Genomic DNA, 19,190 nt, shown 5'->3' on the forward strand with positions numbered 1-19,190 from the left:
CCACCGGCGTCGTCATCCCGACATGAACCACCTGGACCCGCGATGACGGGCGGTCCGGCCCTGATCGAACTGGACGAGGCGACGCTGGTCGCGCGCGCCCGCGATCGGGACGCGGGATCGTTCGAACTGCTGGTCCGGCGGTACCAGCGGCGGATCTACACGCTCTGCCTGCGGATGCTGGACGGCGCCAGCGGCGAGGCGGAGGACATCACGCAGGAAACGTTCGTGACCGCGTGGCGGCGGCTGCCCGAGATCCGGAACGACGCCGCGTTCGGCGGCTGGCTCTACCGGACCGCGACGAACAAGTGCCTGACCGTCCTGCAACGCCGCCGCCCGACGGTCGACCTCGACGACCAGCACCCGGCGACCGACGACGACCCGGCGCGTACGGCGGGCACGAGCGCCGCGATGGACGCGCTCTCACACGCGCTCCGGCAGCTGCCGCCGCAGCAACGGGCGTGCTGGCTGCTCCGCGAGGTGCACGGCCGTTCGTACCAGGAGATCGCCGAACTGGTCGGTACGACGCCGACCGCCGTCCGCGGACGGATAGCCAGAGCCCGCGCCGAGCTCGCGGAGGTGATGAAGCCATGGAGGTGACCGATCTCCACCCACTGGCCTGCGGCCGAACGGTCGAGGACGTCTGGGAGGAACTCGACAGCGGTACGCCGAGCGCGCACCTGGCCGACTGCCCGCACTGCCGCACCGCGCGGGCGAGCCTGGAGCAGCTGGCCGCGGCGACCGAGATGCTGATCGACGACCCGGTCGACGTACCGACGGGGCTGCTGGACCGGATCATGACCGCGGTCCGGGCGGACGTGAATCTGGGGCGGACGATTCCGCTCGGGTCCGCGGACGTGCAGCTGTCGGTGCCGGCGTTGGCCGCCGTACTGCGGTATGCCGTCGACGGCGTGCCGGGGATCCGGGCTCGGCAGTGCCGGATCGAGCTGGTCGACGACGACGCCGTGCGGGTGTCGATGACGGTTGCGCTGAAGTTCGGCGCCGGGCAGGTCGGCGCGCTCGAGGAGGCTCGGGAGCGGGCTGCTGCCGCGCTGCGCGCGCAGATCGGGTACGCCGTCGAGAGCCTCGACTTCGAGGTTGTCGATGTGTGGACGGATCCTTTGTGACGCCGGACGACGCGGCGGAGGTGGAGCGGGTCGAGCTGGCTGAGGTGGCGGCTGCCGCGGCTCGTTCGGTGGCCGGGGTGGTGCGGTTGCAGCCGGGACTGGTCGGGTTACTGAAGCAGCTCGCGGCGCAGGCGTGGGAACGGGCGACCGGGCGGCCGGTGCCCGACATCGCGGGCATCGACGTCGAGCTGCGCGCCGACGGCCGGGTCGAGGTCGGCGCGCGGATCGTGACGGCGGCGACCCATCGGGCCGCCGAGGTGGGCGCCGCGGTCCATGCCTCGATCAGCACCGCGGTCGAGTCCGTCACCGGTACGGCGCCACAGGTCCGGGTCCGCATCGTCGAGATCGCCCTCGAGCCGAACCGCTGACCCGCGCGGTGATCTCCAGGCCCGCTTAGGGTCGTGGGTATGGACGAGTGGCGGTTCGGGCGGCTGATCGACGAGGCCGCGGTGATGCCGGCGTACGACGACAGCGGCTTCGAGGCGGTGACGTTGCCGCACACCGTCGTACCGCTGTCGTGGCGGGACTGGGACGCCGACTCGTGGGAGGGGCGGTGGTGCTACCGGCGCTGGGTCGACGTACCTGCCGATGCCCGACGCGTGTTCGTCGACGTGGACGGGGCGCTCCACGCGGCCTCGGTGTACGTGAACGGCGAGCTGGCGGGCTCGCAGAAGGGCGGGTATCTCGCGCACACGTACGAGGTGACGCCGAGGCCGGGGGCCAACCTGATCGCCGTCGTGCTCGACACCCGCTGGCTGCCGATCCCGCCGAACGGGCACCCGGACGGGCACGGCGCCGTCGACTACTACCAGCCCGGCGGCCTCTCGCGGTCCGTCGACGTCCGCTTCGAACGCGACACCTTCATCTCCGACGTGTACGCCCGCCCCCTGGACGTCCTCGACCCCGCCACCCGGCGCCTCGAGGTGACGTGCACGCTCGACGGCGAGCCCGAGCAGGTAGAGGTCGAACTCCGGGCACCGGACGGCCGCGTCATCGCCGCCGGCTCCGGCACCAGCCTGACCCTGCGTCACCTCGACGTACAGCTCTGGTCGCCTGACTCGCCCGTCCTGTACGACGTGGTCGCCCGGCTCGGCAACGGCAGCGAGCGGACCGTGCGGATCGGGTTCCGCGAGGCGCGGTTCGAGGTCGACGGGTTCTACCTCAACGGCGAGCGCCTGGAGTTATTCGGGCTGAACCGGCACCAGCTCTTCCCCTGGACCGGGATGGCGATGCCCGATCGCGTGCAGCGCCGCGACGCCGAGATCCTCCGTAACGAGCTGAACTGCACGATGGTCCGCTGCGCGCACTACCCGCAGTCCCCCGCGTTCCTGGACGCCTGCGACGAACTCGGGCTGCTCGTCTTCGAGGAGATTCCCGGCTGGCAGTACGTCGGTGACGCCGCCTGGCAGGACCTGGTGGTCGCCGATGTCGAGCGGATGATCCCCCGTGACCGCAACCGCCCGTCGGTGGTCGTGTGGGGCGTACGGGTGAACGAGTCGGCGAACTACCCGGACCTGTACCGGCGTACCCAGAAGGTTGCCAAGGCGCTCGACCCGGACCGCGCGACCAGCGGCGCGATGGTCGCCTCGGAGTACTCGACGGACGACTTCCACCAGGACGTGTTCGCGTACAACGACTACGCCCACGACGACACCGGCGCGACCCTGCTCGAACCGCTGCCCGACATCCCGTACCTGGTGACCGAGGCGATCGGTTCGCTCGCCGGGCCGCACTTCTACCGGCGGACCGATCCGCAGGACGTGCAGGCGCGGCAGGCGTTCCTGCATGCGCAGGTGCACCAGCAGTCGGCCGTCGACGACCGGTACCTCGGCGTCGTCGCCTGGCAGGCGTTCGACTACGACTCCGAGAACGGCTGGGTCGACCATCGGCTGAAGTGCAACGGCGTCGCCGACACGTTCCGGATCCCGAAGCTCGGCGCCGCGATCTACCGGTCCCAGGTGTCGCGGGCGCGCCGGCCGGTGATCGCGCCCGCGTTCTACTGGGACGGATCGGCGCCGGACGAGCTGATGATCTGCTCGAACTGCGACAAGCTCGAGGTGTTCGCCGACGGCGAGCTGGTCGCGACGGTCCACCCCGACACCGAACGCTTCGGCGCACTGCCCTACCCGCCGTCGTTCGTGCCGCGGCCAGCGGGACGTGAGCTGCGGATCGACGGCTACGTCGACGATCGTCCGGTCATCAGCCGCAGCTTCAGCGCCGAGGCGGATCACCTGGAACTGGTTGCCGACGACACCGAACTGACCGCCGACGGCACCCGGATGGTGCTCCAGGCAACAGATGCCTACGGCAACCTCATCCCCACGACGGGCACCGTCACCTTCGACCTCGACGGACCCGCGCAGCTCACCGGTGACAAGACCTTCGCACTCGAGGCCAACGGCGGCGCGGTCGCGGTCTGGGTACGGCCGAGCGGGCCTGGCCGCATCACCCTCACCGCGGCCCATCCGAGGCTGGGCACCGCAGCTGTCACCGTGACCGCGATCTGAGCCACCCACCGAGCGCGCTCGCCAGCGCCACCGGAGCATCGTACTGGATCAGGTGGCCCGCGTCCGGGATCTCGGCGTACGACGCGCCCGGGATCAGCCCGGCCAGCCGACGGCCCGTCTCGGTCGGAATCCACGCGTCGTCCCGGCCCCACACCACCCGCACCGGGATCGTCAACGAGCCGAGCAGCCGCTCGTTCGTGACCAGGAACTCCTCGTCGTACTGCGCGATCTGCCGGTAGAAGGCCGGCTGCCCGGTCTCCGTGCACCACGGACCGATCAGCTCCGCCAGCTCCTCGTCCCGCAACCCACGATGACTCGCCGCGCTCACGTACGCCCGCAGGATCGCCTCGTGGATGTACGCCGGCAGTTCGTCCAGCGTCTCCGGATGCCGCTTCACGAACCGGAAGAACGCCGACCCGCTCGGCGGAATCGCCACGACGTCGACGAGCATCAACGACGCGTACGCCGCCTTCTCGACCAGGGCCGCGCGCAACGAGACCGCACCGCCGAAGTCGTGCGCGACGACGTGCGGCCGATCCAGCTCCCACTGCTCGAGCAGCGCCGCGAACGCCCGGGCCTGCGCGTCGAAGTCCACCGGATGCGCGGGGTCCATCGACGACTCGCCGTACCCGGGCATGTCCCACAGGTACACGGTGAAGTCGTGGCTCAGCGCGTCGGCGTACCGCGACCAGACCCGCGACGAGAACGGCGTCCCGTGGCAGAACACCACCGGCGGACCGCTGCCCACCCGTTCCCAGGCGATCGATCGTCCGTCCCATCCGAATCGTTCGTCCATGAACCTCACCCAACCATGACGGAAGATCACAGCGGTCAGGCGAGGTGCGCGATCTGCTCCTGGATCCGGAACTCGAGACCGTCCGCGACCGCCAGGTACACGTCCTGGTCGACCAGGTTCCCGTCGAGCCGGAGCAGCCCGCGCGGGCTGTCGTAGAAATGCCCGCTCGGCAGCCCCGCCGACACCGCGACCGTGCCGCTGACCTCACCCAGGCGGGCGAGGAAACGGATCGCCTCGTAGCAGGACTCGCCGACCGCGTTGAGCGCCGGGGCGTACGGCCCGAAGCGGGCGTAGTACTGCCGGGCGAACTCGCTGCTCTCGACCGTCGGCAGACCGTCGAAGTACGCCGCGGCCGCATACACCCCGTGGTTCGCCCCGGGTCCGCCGCCGAGTAACGTGTTCTCCTCGACCGCCGTACTCAGCCGGATCATCCGCTCGCTCAACCCGCCGGCCGCGAACTGGCGGTTGAAGTGCACCGCGTCCTGGCCCATCAGCAACATGATCACGCCGTCGGCCGCGGTCGCGCGCAGCCCGTCGATCACGTTCCGGAAGTCCGCCGTACCGAGCGGGACGTACGCCGAGTGCACGATCTCGGAACCCGTTCCCTGCAAGGCTTCCCGCGCCACCGAGCCGGTCACCCGCGGATAGACGTAATCATTGCCGACGACAACCCACCGCCGCGCACCGAGCTGCTCGCGCAACCAGTGCGTTGCCGGGAGCAACTGGTTCACCGGCCGCTCGCCGAGCATGAACACCCCGGGCGTGTCGTCGCCGCCCTCGTGCATCGCGGCGAACGCGTACACGACCTGCCCGCCGATCCGCCGGGTCAGCGCGACGCGTACGGCGGAGATGTGCCACCCGGCCACCGCCGCCACCCGCCCCGAGTCGACCAGCTGCCCGACCTCCTCGGCAACGACCTCGGGCGACCGGCCCGCGTCCACCTCGACCAGCTCGACGCGCCGGCCGGCGATCCCGTTCGCGGCGTTCAACTGCTCCACGGCGAACTGCCCGCAGGCCAGGCAGGACGGGCCGTAGATCCCGGTCGGACCCTGCCGCGGCACGACGAAGGCGATCGGCAGTACGTCGGTACGCCGCACGTCCACCTCCTCCGGGTCGCCGACCAGTCTGACCGAATCGGAGGCGGAAGTTCGAGTGAACCGGCTATATTCCCAGCACCTGAACCGGGAGGGGGCCGGCGTGCTGCTCATACTGAAGCGGATGGAGCGACAGCTCGAACTCGGGCTGCAGCCGTTGCTCGACGAGTTCGGGCTGACGATCGAGCAGTGGCGGATCATGGCCGCGCTGCGGGCCGAGCCCGGTCAGCCGATGTCGGTGCTGGCGGAGTCCGCCGTACTCCCGGCCGCGAGCCTGACCCGGCACGTGGACAAGCTGGTCGAACGCGGGCTGGTACTGCGCCGCATCCACCCCGACGACAAGCGGCGGATCGTCGCGGCGCTCTCGCCCGTCGGCGGCACCGTCGCCGAGCGGCTCGGCGGCGTCCAGCGGGAGCTCGAGGGCGAGCTGGCGAAGTACTTCCAGATGGAAATACGTGAACGTAGCAGCTCGGCAACACAGCGGTAACACGGCGTTCCTAGGTTCCTTCCATTCGGGTGCATCCCCCGCCGGCAGCGTCGCCGGCCCGCCGGAGCACCGCTCGCCCGAAGGTGCCGCAGGAGTTCCGCCATGACTGTTGAACCCTCGCTCGACGACCGCACCACCGCCTCACCGACCCCCACCACCGCGACCCGCGAGACGCTGGAGGACTACACGCTGCGGTTCGCGCCGCGCAGCTACCGGAAGTGGTCGACCGGCGTCGTCGCCGTCTCGGCCCTCGGCGGGATCGCGTACCTCGCCGACTTCGCGATCGGCGCCAACATCGGGATCTCGTACGGGACCACGAACGCGCTCTGGGGCATCGCGATCTTCGCGGTGGTGATCTTCGCAACCGGCCTGCCGCTCGCCTACTACGCCGCGCGGTACAACATCGACCTCGACCTGATCACCCGCGGCAGCGGCTTCGGGTACTACGGGTCCGTTGTCACCAACGTGATCTTCGCGTCGTTCACGTTCATCTTCTTCGCGCTCGAAGGCTCGATCATGGCGCAGGGCCTGTACCTCGGGCTGCACGTGCCACTGTGGCTCGGGTACGCCGTGTCCACGCTGGTGATCTTCCCGCTGGTGATCTACGGGATGAAGGTGCTCTCCACGCTGCAGGTGTGGACGACGCCGCTGTGGCTGATCCTGATGGTGCTGCCGTTCTGCTACCTGCTGATCTCGCACCCGTCGTCGGTGTCGACGTTCTTCGCCTACGGTCCGCACGCCGACTTCGGGTCGATGCTCCTCGCCGCGGGCGTCTGCCTGTCGCTGATCGCGCAGATCGCCGAGCAGATCGACTACCTGCGGTTCATGCCGCCGAAGACCCCGTCGAACTCACGACGGTGGTGGACCGCGGTGCTGCTGGCCGGTCCCGGTTGGGTCATCTTCGGCGCTCTGAAGCAGGTGATCGGGCTGTTCCTCGCGGTCTACATCATCGCCCAGGTCGACGGTGGTACGGCGATCGCGAACCAGCCGGTGCACCAGTTCCTCGAGATCTACCGCGGGTTCCTGCCGGGGTGGCTCGCGATGACGCTGGCCGTCGTACTCGTGGTCATCTCGCAGGTGAAGATCAACGTCACGAACGCGTACTCCGGTTCGCTGGCCTGGACGAACTCGTACACCCGGCTGACCCGGCACTACCCCGGCCGGCTGGTGTTCCTCGGGTTCAACCTGGTGATCGCGCTGGTGCTGATGGAGGCGAACATGTTCGACTTCCTCAACACGATCCTCGGGTTCTACGCGAACTGCGGGATGGCGTGGATCGTGGTGGTCGCCTCGGACATCGTGTTCAACAAGTACCTGCTCAAGCTGTCGCCCAAGGCGCCGGAGTTCCGTCGCGGCATGCTGTACGCCGTGAACCCGGTCGGCTTCGTGTCGATGGCGCTGGCCGCGGGCGTGTCGATCGTGGTGTTCTTCGGCGGCCTCGGTTCCGGGATCAAGCCGTACTCCCCGCTCGTCGCGATCGGCCTGGCGCTGGTGCTGCCGCCCGTACTGGCTGTCATCACGCGCGGGAAGTACTACCTCCGCCGTACCGACGACGGGCTCGACCTCCCGATGTACGACGACCACGGCAACCCGTCCGGCGAGGTCCTCACCTGCCACGTGTGCCGGCAGGACTACGAGCGCCCCGACATGACCGCCTGCGAAACCCACGACGCCGCGGTGTGTTCGCTGTGCCTCAGTACGGACAAGGTCGCCGACCACGTCCTACCGTTGCAGTCATGAACTTCACCCCCGCCGACGTCGAGAAGCTGCTGCTCTCCGTGGCCGGCATGGTCGCCCGCGACCGGCTGGCCCGGGGGGTGCTGCTCAACCACCCCGAGGCCGTCGCACTCCTCAGCACCTGGGTCATCGAACGCGCCCGCGAAGGCTCCCAGGTCGCGGACCTGATGGAGTCAGGTCGCACGGTCCTCACCCGCGACCAGGTGATGCCAGGCGTCGCCGACCTCCTGCACGACGTACAGGTAGAAGCAACCTTCCCCGACGGCCGCAAACTCGTAACCATCCACAACCCGATCATCTGAGGACAGATCCGATGGCTGACGACGGTACACTTAGCAAGGAAGGACAGGGGGCGCACACACCAGCCCCCGGAGCGATCCGGGTCCGACCGGGCACCATCCGACTGAACACCGATCGATCGGACGGCGAGCGGCTGCGGCTGGTGATCGTGAATGCGGGCGATCGGCCGATTCAGGTTGGGTCGCATCTGCATCTGCCGGAGGCGAACTCGGCGCTGGAGTTCGATCGGGAGGCGGCGCGGGGATTTCGGCTGGACATCCCGTCGGGTACGTCGCAGCGGTTCGAGCCGGGGGCCTCGCGCGAGGTCGCGCTGGTCGCGCTGCGCGGGAATCGGCGGGTGCCCGGCATCCAGGTGAAGACGACCGCCGACGCCGAGCTCGGTCCGGTGGGCAATGGTTGAGATCTCGCGGGCGGCGTACGCCGCGTTGTACGGGCCGACCGTCGGCGATCAGGTGCGGCTCGGGGACACCGATCTGTGGATCGAGGTGGAGCGGGACCTCACCGTGGGTGGTGAGGAGGTGGTGTTCGGCGGCGGGAAGTCGATCCGCGAGTCGATGGCACAGGGTACGGCGACCCGCGCGGACGGGGCGCCGGACACCGTGATCACCAACGTGCTGGTGGTCGACTGGTGGGGCATCGTGCGCGCGGACGTCGGCATCCGGGACGGGCGGATCGTCGCGCTCGGGCGGGCCGGGAACCCGGACATCGCGGACGGCGTACACCCGGACCTCCGGATCGGCCCGTCGACCGACGTGATCGCCGGCGAGGGCCGGATCCTCACCGCCGGCGCGATCGACTCGCACGTCCACCTGCTCTCGCCGTCGCAGCTGCACGAGGCGCTCGCGACCGGGATCACCACGATCGTCGGCGGCGGCACCGGCCCGAGCGAAGGGTCGAAGGCCACCACGGTCACCCCGGGCGCGTGGCACCTCGAGAAGATGCACCGCGCGCTGGACGCCGTACCGCTGAACGTGCTGCTGCTCGGCAAGGGCAACACCGTCAGCGCCGAGGCACTCGCCGAGCAGGCACTCGCGGGCGCGGCCGGGTACAAGGTGCACGAGGACTGGGGGTCGACGCCCGCCGCGATCGACTCAGCGCTGCGGGCCGCGGACGAGTGGGGGCTCCAGGTCGCCCTGCACGCGGACAGCCTGAACGAGGCCGGGTACGTCGAGTCCACGCTGAACGCGATCGCGGGCCGCGGCATCCACGCGTTCCACGTCGAGGGCGCGGGCGGCGGGCACGCACCGGACATCCTCTCGATCGCGTCGTACCCGCACGTCATCCCGGGCTCGACCAACCCGACGCTGCCGCACACGGTCAACACGGTCGCCGAGCATCTCGACATGCTGATGGTGTGCCACCACCTCAGCCCGGACGTACCCGAGGATCTCGCCTTCGCCGAGTCCCGGATCCGCGCGACCACGATCGCGGCCGAGGACGTCCTGCACGACCTCGGCGCGCTCTCGGTCACGTCCTCGGACGCGCAGGCGATGGGCCGGATCGGCGAGGTGATCACCCGGACCTGGCAGGTCGCCCACGTGATGAAGCATCGCCGCGGACCGCTGGGTGGACCAGCGGACAACGAGCGGGTCCGGCGGTACGTCGCGAAGTACACGATCAACCCGGCGATCGCGCACGGGATCGACCATGTCGTCGGATCCGTCGAGGAAGGGAAGCTCGCGGACCTGACGCTGTGGGATCCGCGGTACTTCGGGGTCCGCCCGAACCTGGTGATCAAGGGCGGCGCGATCGCGTGGGCGGCGCTCGGTGATCCGAACGCGTCGATCCCGACGCCGCAGCCGGTGCTGATGCGGCCCGCGTTCGGGGACGCGATCGGGGCCGACCTGTCGTACACGTTCGTGTCGCCGGCGGCGCTGGCCGACGGGCTGGCGGGGCGGCTCGGGTTGCGGCGAGAGCTGCTCGGCGTACGGCCGACGCGCGAGGTCACGAAGGCGGACCTGAAGAACAACGACGCGTTGCCGGCGATCGACATCGATCCGGAGACGTTCGCGATCAAGGTCGACGGCGAGCTGATCGAGCCCGCGCCGGCCGCGGTGCTGCCACTCGCTCAGCTGTATTCGATGTTCTGATGAGCGCCCCCGAACTCGTCGCCCTGATGCTGGCCGACGGCCGCCTGCCCACCGGCGGCCACACCCAGTCCGCCGGCCTGGAACCCGCCGTCCGCGCCGGCCTGGGTGCCGACGGCAAGCGACTCACCGACGTCGCGGAGTACGCCCGCGACCGCCTCCACACAGTCACCCGAGTAGAAGCCGCCACCGCCACGGTCACCCGCCACCTGACCCTCCTCCCACCGACTCGTGTGAAACGGCTCCACCCCGATCCACGACTCGATGAAGGAGGCGTGGCTGGGTTGGGGGTGGTGGAGCGGGCTTGGGCGGCTCGGACGTGTAGTCAGGTGGTGCGGGGGGTGTCACGGCGGCAGGGGCGGTTGTTGCTGCGGTTGGCGGTGCGGGTTTGGCCGGAGGTTGGCGAGTATCTTCCGGTGGATCGGGAGGTGCCGCGGCCGATCGTGCTGGGGGTGGTTGCCGCGGTCAACGGGTTGTCGGCGGAGCAGCTCGTGCGGGTGGTCGCGTACGACGACGTGCAGACCGTGGTGTCCGCATCGCTCAAGCTGCTTCCGGTGGATCCGGCGGAGGCGGCGGGGTGGCTCGCGGGGCTGCACGACGAGATCGAGCGGCTCGTCAAGGACGTCGCGCCGCTCACCGAACCGGACGCGATCCCGGCCGACGGCGCGCCCCTGATCGACCTGTTCGCCCACCAGCACGCGACCGAAAGAATGAGGCTGTTCCATGCCTGAGACCCGCTCCTTCCGCCTCGGCGTCGCCGGGCCGGTCGGCACCGGCAAGAGCTCGCTGATCGCGACCGTCTGCCGCGAACTGTCCGCCGAACTCCGGCTCGGCGTGATCACCAACGACATCTACACCGACGAGGACGCGCGCCTGCTCAAGGCCGCCGGCGTCCTCGACCCCGAACGCATCCGCGCCGTCGAGACCGGCGCCTGCCCGCACACCGCGATCCGCGACGACGTCACCCCGAACCTGATCGCGGTCGAGGACCTCGAGCGCGCCTTCGCCCCGCTCGACGTGGTGCTGGTCGAGTCCGGCGGCGACAACCTGACAGCGACCTTCTCCCCCGCCCTCGTCGACGCGCAGATCTTCGTCCTCGACGTGGCCGGCGGCGGCGACGTCGCCCGCAAGGGCGGACCGGGGATCGCCCGCGCGGACCTGCTGATCGTCAACAAGACCGACCTCGCGCCGTACGTCGAGGTCGACGTCGAGCAGATGGTCCGCGACGCCGAGGCCGCCCGCGGCGGCAAGCCGGTCATCGCGCTGTCCCGGAAGGACCCGGCCTCGATCGCCCGGCTAACGGACTGGGTCCGCTCGATGCGGTCCGCCGTACACGCCGGCGACCACACGCCCGTCGACCCGGGCCCGATGGCGCCGCACTCCCACACCGGCGAGAACGGCGAGGTCGTTGTCCACACGCATTGAGGTCGTCGCCGACCCGGTCCGCCACCGGTGCCTGCTGACGACCGGCCACCTCTCCCCGCGCCGGCTCCCCGGACGCCCTGGCGTCGTCCGGGTCGCCCTCGTACAGGCCGGTGCGCTCCTGCTCGCGGGTGACGAAGTACGCATCGAGGTCGTCGTCGCGGGCGCCGTCCGGCTGGAGATCGTGGAGACCGCCGGGACCGTTGCCTACGGCATGCGTGGCGGCTCGGCCCGGTGGGACATCGACATCACGCTGACCGACGGCGCGAGCCTGCAGTGGTACGGCGAACCGTTCGTCGTCGCCGCCGACGCCGACGTCACGCGTACGACGACCACCCGCCTCACCACCGGCTGCACCGCCCAGCTCCGCGAGTCCATCGTCCTGGGCCGCCACCGCGAGACCGGCGGCCGGCTGCACACCAGCACCCGCGCCTGGCTCAACGACCAGCCACTGCTCGCCGAAGACCTCGACCTCCGCCACAGCTGGGCGATCCTCGGCACCGCCCGCTGCCTCGACACAGTCACCACCCTCGGCGTCCGCCTGCCCGACACCCCACAGACCCTGCAACTCGAAGGCCCCGGCTCGATCGCCCGCCAACTGGTCCACGAGCAGCACCAAAGCACCCTGTGAGCTACAAGAACGTCGACAGCAGCAGGGTCATGCCGAGACCCATCACGGAGATCACCGTCTCCATCACCGACCAGGTTTTGATGGTCTCCCCGACGGTCATGCCGAAGTACTCCTTGACCAGCCAGAAGCCGGCGTCGTTCACATGCGAGAAGAACAGCGAGCCGGCACCGATCGCGAGCACGACCAGGGCGATGTGTGTGGTGCTGAGGCCGGTCGCCAGCGGGGCGACGATGCCGGCCGCGGTCACGGTCGCGACGGTCGCGGAACCGGTGGCGAGCCGGATCAGTACGGCGACGATCCAGCCGAGCAGCAACGCCGACAGGTTCGCGGCGATCGCGATCTTCGCGATCGCGGTACCGGTACCGCCGTCCACCAGGACCTGCTTGAAGCCACCGCCGGCGCCGACGATCAGCATCACGCCGGAGATCGGCAGCAGGCTCTCGCCGATCTTCCGGCTCAGCTCGGGAACGCCGAAGCCGACCGCGGTGCCGAACGTGTACATCGCCACCAGTACGGCGATCAGCAGCGCGACCACCGGGTCACCGATGAACTGCAGCACCGGGTAGATCGCGTTGTCCTTGCTCATCCACACGTCCGACGCGGCCTTGATCAGCATCAGCGCGACCGGCAGCAGGACGGTGGTCAGCGTCGCCGCGAAGCTCGGCGTCCGGGTCCGCGTCGTACCGGCCGCGGGCTGCGGCGCGGCGTGCTGCGCGCCATGGGTCATGTCCTGCGGGGCGTCGTGCGCGGCGGCGTGCGGCTCCGGCTCGGAGTCGTGGTGGCCGGAGCCGACCTCGAGCGCGGCACCGGCGGCGCCGATCGGGACCCACTTCGCGGCCAGCCGGCCGAACAGCGGCCCGGCCACGATCACGGTCGGGATCGCCACCAGCAGCCCGAGCGCGAGCGTGATGCCGACGTTGCCCTTCAGTACGCCGATCGCGGCCAGCGGACCGGGGTGCGGCGGCACGAACCCGTGCAGCACCGACAGGCCGGCCAGCGCGGGGATCCCCAGCAGCATCGCGCGGGCGCCGGTACGGCGGACCGCGAGCACCACCACCGGGATCAGCAGCACCAGGCCGATCTCGAAGAACATCGGGATGCCGATGATGAACGCGATCAGCGCCATCTTCCACGGCAGGGCGCCGGGCTTGCCGCGCAGCAACGTGTCGACGACCTGGTCCGCGCCGCCGGAGTCGGCGAGCAGCTTCCCGACCATCGCACCGAGCGCGATCAGCACACCGACGTACCCGAGGACACTGCCGACGCCGTTCTCGTAGGACTTCGTCACGTCGCCGGCCGCGATCCCGGACGCGACGCCGACGAACAGCGCACCGATCGTCAGCGACAGGAACGCGTGCACCTTGAGCGCGACGATCAGCACCACGATGATCGCGATGCCGAGCACCGCCATGATCAGCACCCGGGTGTCGTGCCCGTTCCACGGCGCGTGCACGTCCGCCTCTGCCACCAACGGAAGACCGACTTCGTACGCGAGACCCATAGCTCTCCTTCGGTCGCGACCCCCACTTCGCAGTTTGCCACCAACCCTTGGATTCCGCCGGGCGACGCGGCGCAGTCGTCAGGTAGAACCAGGGGCTTGTCCCGGCGCATGATGGTGGCGTGAGCACGTGCTGGTGTTGCGGCAACGAACTCGACGAGCGCGAACTGGTCGGCCTGGGCCTGCACCCGGAGGTACAGATCTGCCTGCGCTGCACGGTCGCCCTCCGGCAGCGCGGCCGCGAACGCGAGGACCAGCTCCGACCGGGACCGCTGACGAACCTGCGGACCGGCGTACGACGGTCGCGCGACCTGGTGATGCGGCGCGGCTGGCACCGCCTGCCCGTCGTCGGCGCCTTCCTACGCCACCTCAACCGGCACCTTCCGTAACTGCCACCAGGGTCGGGCGTTCGAGGTCTTGCGGTCGAATTATCGATCACTTACAGTCTGGGCCGGCAGCCAAAATGTGATCGATAACTTTTTCTCCGGAGCAGCACGTCGCGCGACCTCCCCGCCCATGTGAGGACCAACCGTCATGCCCAGACATCGCTTCTTCCGACCCTTGCTCGCCGGCCTGGTGGCGGCGACCGCGACCGTCGCGGGGCTGCCGTCCGTCGGCGCCCCGCCCAGCACACCGACGTACTCGAATCCCTTGATGAGCGACATCGCCCAGGCGTTCTCGGACGCCGGGCTGATCCGCGCCAAGGACGGCGCCTGGTACGCGTACGCGACCAACACCAGTCTCACCCGCGAGAACGCACAGAACGGCGGACCGCAGCACCTGATCCCGATGGTGCGCTCCACCGACCTGGTGCACTGGACGTTCCTCGGCGACGCGTTCAGCCAGGCGAACCACCCGCAGTGGGCCGGCTGGCCGCAGAAGGGGTACTGGGCACCCGATGTCCGGTACGTCGACGGCGAGTACTACATGTACTACTCGGCGCCCGGCTCCACCTCGCTCGACGCCGCGATCGGCCTGGCCACCGCCCCGACCCCGGCCGGGCCGTGGACCGACGTCGGCCACCCCGTCGTGAACTTCGTGAAGGACAGCGAGGTGATGGAGATCGACCCGATGATGTTCATCGACTCCGACGGCACGAAGTACCTGTACTACGGCTCGTTCCGCAAGGGCGGCATCCACGTCGTCAAGCTCACCGCCGACGGCCGCAACACGGTCGGCGAGTCCACGCAGGTCGTCTCCGGCGAACGCGGCGAAGGCACCTGGGTCCAGAAGCGCGGGCCTTGGTACTACCTCTTCTACTCCGGCTACGGCTGCTGCATGGGCACCGACGGCGGTGGCGGCTACCCGGTGCTCGCCGGCCGGTCCGCCTCCCCCACCGGTCCGTTCGTCGACGAGAACGGCCGGTCGCTGACGTCCGACCGGCCGGGCGGCTCGATCGTGAACTCGTTCAACGGCAACTCGCTGAACGCCACCGGCCACAACGCGATCACCGTCGACCGCTCCGGCCAGGAGTGGAACATCGTCAACTCCGACATCCGCGCCGATCGCACCTGGGGCGGCCGCCCGCAGTCGATGGACCGCCTGGACTGGGTCGGCGGCTGGCCGACGGTCCGCGCCGGGCAGTGGACCTCCGACACCCCGCAGCCCGCGCCCGACACTAATGCGACAGTCGGAAGCTCGTTCGACTCGTCCGACCTGACCGGCTGGCGTTCGGTCGCGGGCTCCTGGACCAGCGACGACGGGTACGCCGCCTCCACGTCGCCGTCCGGGCTGCTCGTCAGCGAGAAGAGCGGAACCGCCGACTACCGCGTCGAGGCCGACCTGCGCACGTCGTCCGGTCCGGCCGGTGTCGTGTTCGGGTACCGCTCGTCCCGCAACTACGCCGTTGTTTGGCTCGACCCGCAGCGCGGGGTGCTCCGCGTCGAACAGCGCGTCGGTGGCAAGATCGTCAGTACGACGGAACGCCCGCTCTACCAGGGATTCCGGTACGACACCTGGCACTCGGTCACCGTCGAGGTCCGCAACGGCCGCGCCGCGGTCCAGGTCGCTCCGTCGTTCGGCGACAACCCGCTCGGCGAGATCGACGTCCAGCTCGCGCCCGGTCTGAGCGGTCCTGCGCAGTTCGGGCTCACCGGTACGGCGCAGGGCGACAACCTCGCGATGGCGCGGCTGTACCAGCCGGTGACACGCAAGGTCGCCGACCCCAAGGTCGGTCCGCTGCTCCCGGCGTACAGCGACGAGTTCACCGGGACCGACCCCCGTTGGCAGTGGACCGGCGCGAACCAGGGCCAGGTTGCGGACGGCCAACTCAACTGGGACACCCAGGCGACGAACCTCAGCACCGACGCCACCGTCGCGCTGCGGGACGCACCGGAGGGCGACTTCACGGTGGAGACCAAGCTGACGCTGCCCTTCGCCAGTACGACGGGCAACGGGCGGGCCGGGCTGATCGCCTGGACCTCGCGGACCAGTTCGTTGCAGCTGGCACCTACCCGGACCAACGCCGTACAGCAGACGTTCCTGTGGCCGGGGGCCGACCCGAGCCCGTGGCCGGAGGCGATCCAGCTCGGGCCGAGCGCCGACACGATGTGGCTGCGGTTGCGGCACACCACGCGCGACGGACAGCACCTGTTCCAGGCGGCGACCAGTCTGGACGGCAAGCACTGGCAGTGGGGCAGCTACTGGTACCTGCCGGCCGGGCCGCTGAAGTTCGGGCTGATCTCGATGGGCGGCGCCGGCTCGACCGCGCACTTCGACTACGTGCGGACCTACGGGGCGGCCTCATGACGCTCACGCGCCGCACGCTGCTCGCGAGCGGCGCGGCCGGGGTATTCGCCGCGGGGTTGTCACCGGGTCAGCCGGCGATCGCGACACCGGCCGACGAGGACGGGTACGACCTCTGGCTTCGCTATCGTCCGCTCCCCCATCGGGACGACCTCGCCCGGCAGCTCACCCACATCGTTGTCATCGGCAACCACGCCGTACTGCGGTCCGCCGGGGCCGAACTGTCCCGCGGACTGTCCGGACTGCTCGGGCGGTCGGTGCCGGTCGTCGGTCAGACCGGCAAAGGGGCTGTCGTCGTCGGCGTCGGGGCGCTGGCCGAGGAGAGCTTCACGATCAAACGCCGAGCGGACCGGGTGGAGATCACCGGCGGCGACGAGCGGGGCGCGCTGTACGGCGCGTTCCGCTTCCTCCAGCACCTGCAGCGACAGCGCCCGCTGCCGAACCTCAACCTCGCGGACCGTCCGGCCTCGCCGCTGCGGATGCTCAACCACTGGGACAACCTCAACGGCAGCATCGAGCGCGGGTACGCCGGCAAGTCGATCTTCGCCTGGGACGAGCTCCCCGGCCTCCGCGAGCGGTACGTCGACTACGCGCGAGCGATCGCGTCCGTCGGTGTCAACAACACGGTCGTCAACAACGTGAACGCCAGCGCCGACTTCCTCCGCAGCGAGCGGCTGACCGGGCTCGCGGCGCTGGCCGGCGTGCTGCGCCAGTGGGGTGTGCGGCTGTGGCTGTCGGCGAACTACGCCGCGCCGATCACGCTCACCGCCGGGCAGGTCACCGTGGCCGATCCGTTCGATCCCGGTGTTCAGAAGTGGTGGCAGGACAAGATCGACGAGATCTACCGGCTGATCCCGGACTTCGGCGGGTTCCTGGTCAAGGCCAACTCCGAAGGGCAGCCGGGGCCGCTCGACTACGGGCGCACGCATGCCGACGGCGCCAACATGCTCGCCGACCGATTGGCGCCGTACGGCGGGAAGCTGGTCTGGAGGTCGTTCGTCCACGAGGGGTTCTCGGACTGGGCTCAGTACCAGTACAACGTGTTCCATCCGCTCGACGGGCAGTTCCACGAGAACGCGATCGTGCAGACGAAGAACGGGCCGATCGACTTCCAGGTACGGGAGCCGGTGAATCCGTTGTTCGGCGGACTGCCTCGGACGAATCAGCTGGTCGAGTTGGAGATCACGCAGGAATACACGGGGCATTCGACCCACCTTTGTTATCTGGTGCCGGAGTGGAAGACCGTTCTCGGGTTCCCGACGTACCAGGCGCCCGGGGAAACGGTGGCGGGCGTCGTCGCCGGCATGGCTGGTGTGGTGAACATCGGCGACGACCGGGACTGGACCGGGTACCAGCTCGGGGCGGCGAACACGCACGGGTTCGCGCGGCTGGCGTGGAACCCGCGGTTGTCCGCGGACGAGATCGTGACCGAGTGGATCGAGCTGACGTTCGGGCTCGACCAGCAGGTCGGGTCGGCGCTGAAGGCCGTCATGTTGCAATCGTGGGAGACGTACGAGAGTTATACGTCGCCGCTCGGGATGGGGTATCTGACCTATCCGCTCGGCGCGCATTTCCTGCCGGACCCGGCCGCTACCCACAACCTGTCGCATTACACGACATCGGAGGGCACCGGGTTCGACCGCACGGCAGTTTTCCCGAAGTTGTACGCCGACCATTGGCGGGACATCTACGCATCGCTGGATGACTGCCCGGACGAGTTGTTGCTGTTCATGCATTGGGTTCCGTATACGCATCGGTTGAAGTCCGGGAAGACGGTTGTCCAGCACATCTACGACAGTCATTTCGACGGATACGCGCGGGTGCTGGAGTTCCAGCGGGCGTGGGGCCGACTGGCTGGGCGGATCGACGCGGCGCGGCATGCCGCCATCGCGGCGACGTTCGACGCGCACGCCGTCGAGGCGGAGCGCTGGCGGGACACGATCGTGTCGTACTTCTATGGGTACTCGCGGATCCTGTCGACGGGGACGGAGTGGTTGCAGGTCGAGTACCCGAACCGCGGGCTGCTGATCGGTGGGATCGCCAACGACCTGCCGTTGCAGCTCACCAACGCGTTCCGGACCTCGCAGACCGTTGCCGCCGCGGTCCGGCCGGTGGACTCCTCGTGGCAGGTCGGGACGACCTCGGTGGCGATCGAGTCCGGGGCGTCGGCGAGCATCACGGTGCCCGTCACTCCCCCGTTGGTCACGGACCTGGTGGAGGTGGCGATCGACACCGGGAAGACGGCGTTGGGTGCGGAGCATCAGACGTTCGTGGTCACGCCCGACGCGGCGCAGTGTCACCTGGCGCTGGACATCGGGACCGTGGACAGCCCACTGGTGCCGGTGTATGCGCGGGTGTCTCCCAGTACGACGTGGGATGCGACGCGCGGGTACGGGTGGGTGGGTACGGCGCCACAGCCTCGTGATCGTGGTGCCGCGTGGGACGCACTCCGGCGGGACTTCGTCGGGGACTATCCGGCGCGGACGTTCCGGATTACGTTGCCGCCCGGGAAGGTGCGGTTGTCCGCGCTCGTCGGCGACGGCGGCCCGGACTGCCCGCCGACGATCATCACCGAGGCCGGCACGGTACTCGCCGAGTCGACCGATCTCCCCGGCGGCGTCTTCGCCTGGATCCACGCCGACCTCGACGGCGGCCCGACCGGCCGCACCGCCGACCTGGTGCTGGACAGTGACCCCGACCGCTTCTGGCACCTAGGCGCACTCATCCTCACCTGACACCGCCGCAGCAGGCTCATACCCGGA

General features: G+C 69.8%; 19 protein-coding genes. 15 read left to right on the forward strand and 4 right to left on the reverse strand.

All coding sequences use genetic code 11. The features are described from left to right. Positions 1-42 precede the first annotated feature (42 nt). The 4 genes from ACQHIV_RS10890 to ACQHIV_RS10905 are packed head-to-tail and all read left to right on the forward strand — an operon-like array spanning position 43 to position 3,631. A complete protein-coding gene (locus ACQHIV_RS10890; RefSeq protein ID WP_427893370.1) occupies positions 43-597 on the forward strand; it encodes an RNA polymerase sigma factor in 555 nt (184 codons plus the stop codon). Then, on the forward strand, positions 588-1,124 hold the full coding sequence (locus ACQHIV_RS10895) for a hypothetical protein (protein WP_427893371.1): 537 nt from the start codon (positions 588-590) through the stop codon (positions 1,122-1,124). The genes ACQHIV_RS10890 and ACQHIV_RS10895 overlap by 10 nt, the downstream gene beginning before the upstream one ends. Next, positions 1,106-1,492 (forward strand): hypothetical protein, encoded by a 387-nt coding sequence (locus ACQHIV_RS10900; RefSeq protein ID WP_427893372.1) that lies wholly within the window; start codon positions 1,106-1,108, stop codon positions 1,490-1,492. The genes ACQHIV_RS10895 and ACQHIV_RS10900 overlap by 19 nt, the downstream gene beginning before the upstream one ends. Before the next feature lie 39 nt (positions 1,493-1,531). Beyond that, positions 1,532-3,631 (forward strand): glycoside hydrolase family 2 TIM barrel-domain containing protein, encoded by a 2,100-nt coding sequence (locus tag ACQHIV_RS10905; RefSeq protein ID WP_427893373.1) that lies wholly within the window; start codon positions 1,532-1,534, stop codon positions 3,629-3,631. Here ACQHIV_RS10905 and ACQHIV_RS10910 read toward each other — a convergent pair. Both ACQHIV_RS10910 and ACQHIV_RS10915 read right to left on the reverse strand, forming a co-directional pair. After that, entirely contained in the window at positions 3,612-4,427 is an 816-nt protein-coding gene (locus tag ACQHIV_RS10910; RefSeq protein WP_427893374.1) for an alpha/beta fold hydrolase, read from the reverse strand. The two genes, ACQHIV_RS10905 and ACQHIV_RS10910, sit on opposite strands and share 20 nt — an antisense overlap. Positions 4,428-4,462: 35 nt before the next feature. Beyond that, positions 4,463-5,524: a substrate-binding domain-containing protein gene (locus ACQHIV_RS10915; RefSeq protein WP_427893375.1), complete on the reverse strand. Its 1,062-nt coding sequence runs from the start codon at positions 5,522-5,524 to the stop codon at positions 4,463-4,465. Positions 5,525-5,645: 121 nt separating this feature from the next. On the opposite strand from ACQHIV_RS10915, the gene ACQHIV_RS10920 reads away from it, so the two are divergent. The 5 genes from ACQHIV_RS10920 (at position 5,646) to ACQHIV_RS10940 (ending at position 10,135) form a co-directional block, all read left to right on the forward strand. Further along, positions 5,646-6,008 carry a MarR family winged helix-turn-helix transcriptional regulator gene (locus ACQHIV_RS10920; protein WP_427893376.1) on the forward strand — a complete coding sequence of 121 codons (363 nt, stop codon included), beginning with the start codon at positions 5,646-5,648 and terminating at the stop codon, positions 6,006-6,008. Between the two features lie 102 nt (positions 6,009-6,110). After that, entirely contained in the window at positions 6,111-7,748 is a 1,638-nt protein-coding gene (locus ACQHIV_RS10925; protein ID WP_427893377.1) for a purine-cytosine permease family protein, read from the forward strand. After that, positions 7,745-8,047: an urease subunit gamma gene (locus ACQHIV_RS10930; protein WP_427893378.1), complete on the forward strand. Its 303-nt coding sequence runs from the start codon at positions 7,745-7,747 to the stop codon at positions 8,045-8,047. Before ACQHIV_RS10925 ends, ACQHIV_RS10930 begins: the two co-directional genes overlap by 4 nt. Positions 8,048-8,058: 11 nt before the next feature. Continuing rightward, positions 8,059-8,445 carry an urease subunit beta gene (gene ureB, locus ACQHIV_RS10935; RefSeq protein WP_427893379.1) on the forward strand — a complete coding sequence of 129 codons (387 nt, stop codon included), beginning with the start codon at positions 8,059-8,061 and terminating at the stop codon, positions 8,443-8,445. Next, positions 8,438-10,135 carry an urease subunit alpha gene (locus ACQHIV_RS10940; protein WP_427893380.1) on the forward strand — a complete coding sequence of 566 codons (1,698 nt, stop codon included), beginning with the start codon at positions 8,438-8,440 and terminating at the stop codon, positions 10,133-10,135. Before ureB ends, ACQHIV_RS10940 begins: the two co-directional genes overlap by 8 nt. Here the strand turns inward: ACQHIV_RS10940 and ACQHIV_RS10945 are convergent. Further along, entirely contained in the window at positions 10,114-10,341 is a 228-nt protein-coding gene (locus ACQHIV_RS10945; RefSeq protein ID WP_427896688.1) for a hypothetical protein, read from the reverse strand. The genes ACQHIV_RS10940 and ACQHIV_RS10945 overlap by 22 nt on opposite strands. Here ACQHIV_RS10945 and ACQHIV_RS10950 point away from each other — a divergent pair. Genes ACQHIV_RS10950 through ACQHIV_RS10960 form a run of 3 tightly spaced genes read left to right on the forward strand, consistent with a single transcriptional unit; the run spans position 10,237 to position 12,185 of the window. Beyond that, positions 10,237-10,863, forward strand: coding sequence for an urease accessory protein UreF (locus ACQHIV_RS10950; protein ID WP_427896456.1), 627 nt, complete (start codon positions 10,237-10,239; stop codon positions 10,861-10,863). The two genes, ACQHIV_RS10945 and ACQHIV_RS10950, sit on opposite strands and share 105 nt — an antisense overlap. Continuing rightward, a complete protein-coding gene (gene ureG / locus ACQHIV_RS10955; RefSeq protein ID WP_427893381.1) occupies positions 10,856-11,557 on the forward strand; it encodes an urease accessory protein UreG in 702 nt (233 codons plus the stop codon). Before ACQHIV_RS10950 ends, ureG begins: the two co-directional genes overlap by 8 nt. After that, positions 11,541-12,185, forward strand: a complete 645-nt coding sequence (locus tag ACQHIV_RS10960) for an urease accessory protein UreD (RefSeq protein ID WP_427893382.1) — start codon at positions 11,541-11,543, stop codon at positions 12,183-12,185. The genes ureG and ACQHIV_RS10960 overlap by 17 nt, the downstream gene beginning before the upstream one ends. A gap of 1 nt (position 12,186) precedes the next feature. On the opposite strand, the gene ACQHIV_RS10965 is transcribed toward ACQHIV_RS10960, so the two are convergent. Further along, positions 12,187-13,596: an SLC13 family permease gene (locus ACQHIV_RS10965; RefSeq protein WP_427896458.1), complete on the reverse strand. Its 1,410-nt coding sequence runs from the start codon at positions 13,594-13,596 to the stop codon at positions 12,187-12,189. Between the two features lie 209 nt (positions 13,597-13,805). On the opposite strand from ACQHIV_RS10965, the gene ACQHIV_RS10970 reads away from it, so the two are divergent. The 3 genes from ACQHIV_RS10970 to ACQHIV_RS10980 all read left to right on the forward strand — a co-directional run bounded on the left by ACQHIV_RS10970 (position 13,806) and on the right by ACQHIV_RS10980 (position 19,163). Further along, a complete protein-coding gene (locus ACQHIV_RS10970) occupies positions 13,806-14,072 on the forward strand; it encodes a hypothetical protein (protein WP_427893383.1) in 267 nt (88 codons plus the stop codon). A gap of 145 nt (positions 14,073-14,217) precedes the next feature. Next, positions 14,218-16,431: a family 43 glycosylhydrolase gene (locus tag ACQHIV_RS10975; RefSeq protein ID WP_427893384.1), complete on the forward strand. Its 2,214-nt coding sequence runs from the start codon at positions 14,218-14,220 to the stop codon at positions 16,429-16,431. Then, on the forward strand, positions 16,428-19,163 hold the full coding sequence (locus tag ACQHIV_RS10980) for an alpha-glucuronidase family glycosyl hydrolase (RefSeq protein ID WP_427893385.1): 2,736 nt from the start codon (positions 16,428-16,430) through the stop codon (positions 19,161-19,163). Before ACQHIV_RS10975 ends, ACQHIV_RS10980 begins: the two co-directional genes overlap by 4 nt. Positions 19,164-19,190: the final 27 nt, after the last annotated feature.

Origin of the sequence: Kribbella polygonati (assembly GCF_050320105.1) — a bacterium.
Classification (GTDB): Bacteria; Actinomycetota; Actinomycetes; order Propionibacteriales; family Kribbellaceae; genus Kribbella.

Bases quoted from the DNA above. Each gene is read 5' to 3' on its own strand.
- ureB (WP_427893379.1), top strand. From the start codon at position 8,059: ATGGCTGACGACGGTACACTTAGCAAGGAAGGACAGGGGGCGCACACA.
- ACQHIV_RS10940 (WP_427893380.1), top strand. From the start codon at position 8,438: ATGGTTGAGATCTCGCGGGCGGCGTACGCCGCGTTGTACGGGCCGACC.
- ureG (WP_427893381.1), top strand. From the start codon at position 10,856: ATGCCTGAGACCCGCTCCTTCCGCCTCGGCGTCGCCGGGCCGGTCGGC.
- ACQHIV_RS10975 (WP_427893384.1), top strand. From the start codon at position 14,218: ATGCCCAGACATCGCTTCTTCCGACCCTTGCTCGCCGGCCTGGTGGCG.
- ACQHIV_RS10930 (WP_427893378.1), top strand. From the start codon at position 7,745: ATGAACTTCACCCCCGCCGACGTCGAGAAGCTGCTGCTCTCCGTGGCC.
- ACQHIV_RS10910 (WP_427893374.1), bottom strand. From the start codon at position 4,427: ATGGACGAACGATTCGGATGGGACGGACGATCGATCGCCTGGGAACGG.
- ACQHIV_RS10890 (WP_427893370.1), top strand. From the start codon at position 43: ATGACGGGCGGTCCGGCCCTGATCGAACTGGACGAGGCGACGCTGGTC.
- ACQHIV_RS10905 (WP_427893373.1), top strand. From the start codon at position 1,532: ATGGACGAGTGGCGGTTCGGGCGGCTGATCGACGAGGCCGCGGTGATG.
- ACQHIV_RS10925 (WP_427893377.1), top strand. From the start codon at position 6,111: ATGACTGTTGAACCCTCGCTCGACGACCGCACCACCGCCTCACCGACC.
- ACQHIV_RS10895 (WP_427893371.1), top strand. From the start codon at position 588: ATGGAGGTGACCGATCTCCACCCACTGGCCTGCGGCCGAACGGTCGAG.
- ACQHIV_RS10980 (WP_427893385.1), top strand. From the start codon at position 16,428: ATGACGCTCACGCGCCGCACGCTGCTCGCGAGCGGCGCGGCCGGGGTA.
- ACQHIV_RS10920 (WP_427893376.1), top strand. From the start codon at position 5,646: ATGGAGCGACAGCTCGAACTCGGGCTGCAGCCGTTGCTCGACGAGTTC.
- ACQHIV_RS10965 (WP_427896458.1), bottom strand. From the start codon at position 13,596: ATGGCGGTGCTCGGCATCGCGATCATCGTGGTGCTGATCGTCGCGCTC.